The 5113-nt window shown below is 59.6% G+C and carries 4 protein-coding genes; 3 read left to right on the forward strand and 1 reads right to left on the reverse strand.

All coding sequences use genetic code 11. The annotated features are described in order from the left end of the window. Positions 1–1558: phosphate acetyltransferase (gene pta, locus ABX749_RS21145; RefSeq protein ID WP_372897723.1), on the forward strand; the 1558-nt coding region annotated here is incomplete at its 5' end. Then, positions 1555–2769, forward strand: coding sequence for an acetate/propionate family kinase (locus ABX749_RS21150; RefSeq protein WP_372897724.1), 1215 nt, complete (start codon positions 1555–1557; stop codon positions 2767–2769). The genes pta and ABX749_RS21150, both read left to right, overlap by 4 nt. 149 nt (positions 2770–2918) lie before the next feature. On the opposite strand, the gene ABX749_RS21155 is transcribed toward ABX749_RS21150, so the two are convergent. Then, positions 2919–3662, reverse strand: coding sequence for a PEP-CTERM sorting domain-containing protein (locus tag ABX749_RS21155; protein ID WP_372897725.1), 744 nt, complete (start codon positions 3660–3662; stop codon positions 2919–2921). Positions 3663–3815: 153 nt separating this feature from the next. On the opposite strand from ABX749_RS21155, the gene ABX749_RS21160 reads away from it, so the two are divergent. Then, the coding region (locus ABX749_RS21160; protein ID WP_372897726.1) for an FAD-dependent oxidoreductase at positions 3816–5113 on the forward strand (1298 nt) is incomplete at its 3' end.

The raw sequence follows: 5113 nt of genomic DNA on the forward strand, positions 1-5113 counted from the left end.
AGCGGTGCGGAGCGAGGTGCAAAAGAGTTGGAACTACGACGATCCTGTGTTCGTGGTCGCCGATGAACCGACGCTGGAAGCCCCCACCGTCGGCGCGGTCGCCGAGGCGCTCGGGGCGGTCCCGATTCGTGACGGCGAAGTGGATCTGAATCGAGAGATCCTGACGATCTCGGTCGCGGCCATGCAATTGCCCAATTTTCTGGAGCGGGTCCAGGAAAGCAAGCTGGTGATCACTCCCGGGGATCGCAGTGACATTCTGCTGGGATGCCTGGCCACGGTCGCGTCGGACAACTATCCGAAAATTTCCGGGATTGTGCTGACCGGTGGCATGCGTCCTCCCGACAGCGTGACCCGATTGATCGAAGGCATTCGCCGCCCGTTGATTCCGACCTTTGCCGTCGAGACCGATACCTACGAAACGGTCCGAAACGTGATGGCCGTCGAAGGAGCGATCAGCCCCGACAACGATCGCAAAATCCAAGCCGCTCTGGGTGTGTTCGAATCGTCGATCGATCCCGACGCCTTGGCCCAGCGAATCGACGTCGCGCGGTCGACCGTCGTCACACCGGCGATGTTCGAGTACGAGTTGATTGAACAGGCCAAACGCCGCCGCCAACGGATCGTCTTGCCCGAGGGAGACGACGAGCGAATTCTGCGGGCCACCGAGGTCTTGCGGCGGCGTGACGTCGTGGAGATTGTCTTGCTGGGCGATCCGCTCAAAATCCGCACGCTGGCCGACGAACTGGGAATTGACCTGGCGGACGTCGAGATCATCGATCCGGGCAACAATCCCTACCTGGAAACGTTCGCACAGCGATTCTTCCAACTGCGCCAACACAAGGGCGTCACCGAAGATCAGGCCCACGATACGGTCCAGGATGTCAGCTATTTTGGGACCATGATGGTGTACGAGGGCATCGCCGACGGAATGGTTTCCGGTGCCGCACACACGACCGCCCACACCATTCGCCCGGCGTTGCAACTGATTCGAACCAAGCCGGGTTGTTCGATCGTCTCGAGCGTCTTTCTGATGTGCTTGAAAGATCGCGTCCTCGTCTACGGCGATTGCGCGATCAACCCGAGGCCAAACCCCGCACAACTGGCCGACATCGCGATCAGTTCCGCCGGCACCGCAAAAGTGTTCGGCATCGAACCGATCATCGCCATGCTGTCTTATTCCACCGGCCAATCGGGCAGCGGCGAAGAGGTCGAGCGGGTCAAGCAGGCGACCGCGCTGGTCCGCCAGGCCCGACCGGATTTATTGATCGAAGGCCCGATTCAGTACGACGCGGCGATCGATTTGGGCGTTGCCAAAACCAAACTACCCGACAGCCAGATTGCCGGCCGCGCGACGGTCTTCATCTTTCCCGACCTGAACACGGGCAACAATACCTACAAGGCCGTGCAACGGTCGGCCGACGCGGTGGCGATCGGACCGGTTTTGCAAGGCCTCAAGAAACCCGTCAATGACTTGAGCCGCGGCTGCACCGTCACCGACATCATCAACACCGTCGCGATCACGGCGATCCAGGCTCAACGCAACGGAGCGGAATTGTGAAGCAAATCCTGGTCCTCAATTCCGGCAGCTCGTCGATCAAGTACGAGCTGTTTGACATGGATGCCGCTGGCGCGCTCGAATCCGGGCTGGTCGAACGAATCGGCGAAGACGAGAGCTGCCTGAAACAGTCGTTTCCGGCGTCGACGTCCACACCCCCGTCGCGCTCGATCGACGTCTCGGTTCCCGATCACCAGCAGGGCATGGAGTTGATTCGGCGTGCGCTGTCGGAAAACGCAAGCTTTGCCGGTGGCCGGCATCTGGTCGGCATCGGCCACCGGGCGGTGCACGGCGGTGAAACCTACTCCGGTCCGACCTTGATCGATGATCGCGTGATTGAGACGATGAAACAGTTGGTGCCACTGGCGCCGCTGCACCATCCCGCCAACCTGATCGGAATGGAAGTCGCGCGATCGGCGTTTCCTGATGTCCCCCAAGTCGCCGTGTTTGACACCGCCTTCCACCAGACATTGCCGGCTTTTGCGTATCGTTATGCCGTCCCACAAGACTGGTACCGGCGATTTGGTCTGCGCCGCTATGGATTCCACGGCACCTCCCACGCCTACGTCGCCAAGCAGGTGGCACGCCATCTCAAGCGCCCCTTGGCCGACGTGAACACGATCGTGTTCCATCTCGGTAACGGGGCCAGCGTGACGGCGATTCGCGGCGGCGTCAGTGTGGACACTTCGATGGGCTTGACGCCGCTGGAAGGCCTGGTGATGGGAACACGTTGTGGTGATCTCGATCCCGCGATTCTGATTCAGATGGGGAAACAGTCCGGAATGAGTTTGGACCAGATGGACGAGGTGCTGAACAAGCAGAGCGGTCTCAAGGGACTGTGCGGGGCCAACGACATGCGCGAAGTGTTGGCGAAGGAATCCGCCGGCGATGAAGCGGCGGCCTTGGCGGTGGAGATCTTCGTCTATCGAATCAAAAAGTACTTGGGCGCGTACCACGCGGTGCTGGGACGATTGGATGCCGTCGCCTTCACCGCCGGGATCGGCGAACACTCACACGAGATCCGGGCCCGCAGCTGCAGCGATCTGGAATCACTCGGCATTGCGATCGACCCGGCGCGCAACACCTCGGTCGAGCCACCGATCTGCGAAATCCAAACATCCGACAGCCGAGTGAAAGTCGTCGTCGTCAGCACCGACGAAGAGTTCGAGATCGCCGAACAAACCCTCGCCTGCGTCCAGAATGCCGGCAACTAGCGTCGCATTTTCTTGTCAGCCATTTTCTTGTCGCCCGGTACCCGACACTCCCGTTTTTCTGCCCACCGTTTTTCTGGCAATCATCAGTCAGCAGAACAACCATGAACTTGCCGCTGACCGACCTGACCATTGCCGAAGTCAGTCGGCGGTTAGCCAATCGACCTGCGTCTGCGACGACCGACGGCGACCGTCATGCCCAACGCGAGAAACGCAAACGATGACGGCTCGGGAATGGCGACGGCGCGAACGAGTATCCCGGTCAAATGCGCCCGGGGAGCATTCTCGATGCCGATTCGCAAGTCTTGAGTACTCGAATCCGCCGTAAAGCTTCCCACCACAAAACTGCCAAATCCGTTCGCCCCTTGGCCCGGAACAACGACCGTGTGATTGGGTGTCTCGTTGTCGCCAAAGATCGCGGATCGGTTCGTTCCGGTCGGCCGCTCATCGGTGTACCACAACTGGACCAGGTAATCGGTTGCGACCGAGAGCCCAGCGATGGGGTAGATCAAATCCACATCCGTCCCCGCCAATCCGGCCTGCGAGACGTCGGCAAAGGCGACGTGTGTAAGAAAGGTATCGTAGTCGGCATCGCCCGTGGTTCGCCCACTGGGAAGCGAGAGTGCGTTGAGAGTCGGCGTTGCAACGTTTCCCAAGAAGTCTTGGGCGTCTGGCGACTCAAAGACGATCCCATCAAGCGTCACAGATCCTTGCCGCAGCGGACTGGTATTGCTTTGGCTCTGGCCATTGATCGCAAGAACAACGTCGCCGCCATCAACAACGTCGTTTGCGGCACTCGCTGTCGTGTCCTGCACCGCCCCCCAAGTAATGATCGCAGCGGGGGCTGACGAATAAACGACAAGTGTCATCAAGAACAGGACCGCATACTTTTGCATGAAACCAATCCAGGAATAAATGAGATCAGATAGAATTTGGCGAGAATCAATCGAGTCTTGGCTGGTCGCAGGTACGACAGTCCCCGCTCCCCTGGCTATGGTACTCCAGATCACGCCCGCCCACACCATTCCCGCCTTTCACGAACGAATTTCATGAATTTGAAAAGACGACAATTCTGTTCTTCCCTTGCGCTCACGTCGCTGGCTGCGACATTGACGCCCGCTTATGCCGCAACCGAACTCCAGGCCGACATCGTGATTATCGGTGGAGGCCTGGGCGGATGCTCCGCCGCGATTGCCGCACTTCGCAACGGCAGGCGAGTCGTCATGACGGAACCGTCGGATTGGATCGGCGGGCAACTGACCAGCCAGGGCGTGCCGCCGGATGAGCATCGTTGGATTGAAACCACGGGAGCTAACCGGTCCTACCGTGAGTTTCGATCGCAGATCCGCGATTACTATCGCGACAACTATCCATTGACCGATGCGGCTCGAAACAATCCACATTTGAACCCCGGCAACGGCAACGTTTCGCGGCTGTGTTCGGAACCGAAAGTCTCTCTGGAAATCCTCCTGCGTCAGCTCGCTCCCTACCGGCATTCGGGGCAATTGCAACTGTTACTCGACACCACACCCGTCTCAGCGGATGTGACGCGTGATCGCGTCGAAGCGGTCACGGTTCGATCAACCCGCACAGGCGAATCGACCGTGTTGCGTGGCACGTATTTTGTCGACGCCAGCGAAACGGGTGACCTGTTGCCACTGACCAACACCGAATTTGTCAGCGGTTCGGAAGCGCGTTCGGAAACCGGCGAACTGCATGCCGCGGCAGTGGCCGATCCTGACAACCATCAGGCGTTTACCGTCTGCTTCGCCGTGGACTATTTACCGGACCAGATTCACGTGATCGAGCAACCTGCGGAGTGGCAATTTTGGCGCGACTTCGTGCCCCAACTCACTCCGCCGTGGCCTGGTAAGTTACTCGATTTGACGTACACCCATCCGTCGTCCGGCGATCCCAAGACGTTGGGTTTTGATCCGCTGGGTGGTCGATCGGTCAACGGTGTGTTGAATTTGTGGACCTATCGCCGCATCATCGACGCGTCGCTGTTCAAGCCCGGACGGTTCGACAGTGATGTCAGTCTGATCAATTGGCCGCAAAACGATTACTTGCTGGGGAACCTGTTCGGCGAAGGCCCCGAGCAAGCTGAAGTGCATCTGCAGCGGGCGCGACAATTGAGTCTGTGTTTGCTGTACTGGCTGCAAACCGAAGCACCTCGCCCCGACGGAGGAACGGGCTTCGCAGGGCTGCGGCTCCGCGGTGACCTGATGGGCAGCAGCGACGGACTCGCCAAGATGCCCTACGTCCGCGAGTCGCGCCGAATCCGGGCACGCTTCACCGTGTTGGAGGAACACGTGGGGCGACAGAATCGGAGTCTGGTGACCGGTCA

This window comes from Stieleria sp. (assembly GCF_041595215.1).
In the GTDB taxonomy this organism is placed as follows: domain Bacteria; phylum Planctomycetota; class Planctomycetia; order Pirellulales; family Pirellulaceae; genus Stieleria; species Stieleria magnilauensis.

Coding starts and splice junctions, on each gene's coding strand:
- ABX749_RS21155 (WP_372897725.1), bottom strand. CDS start 3,662: ATGCAAAAGTATGCGGTCCTGTTCTTGATGACACTTGTCGTTTATTCG.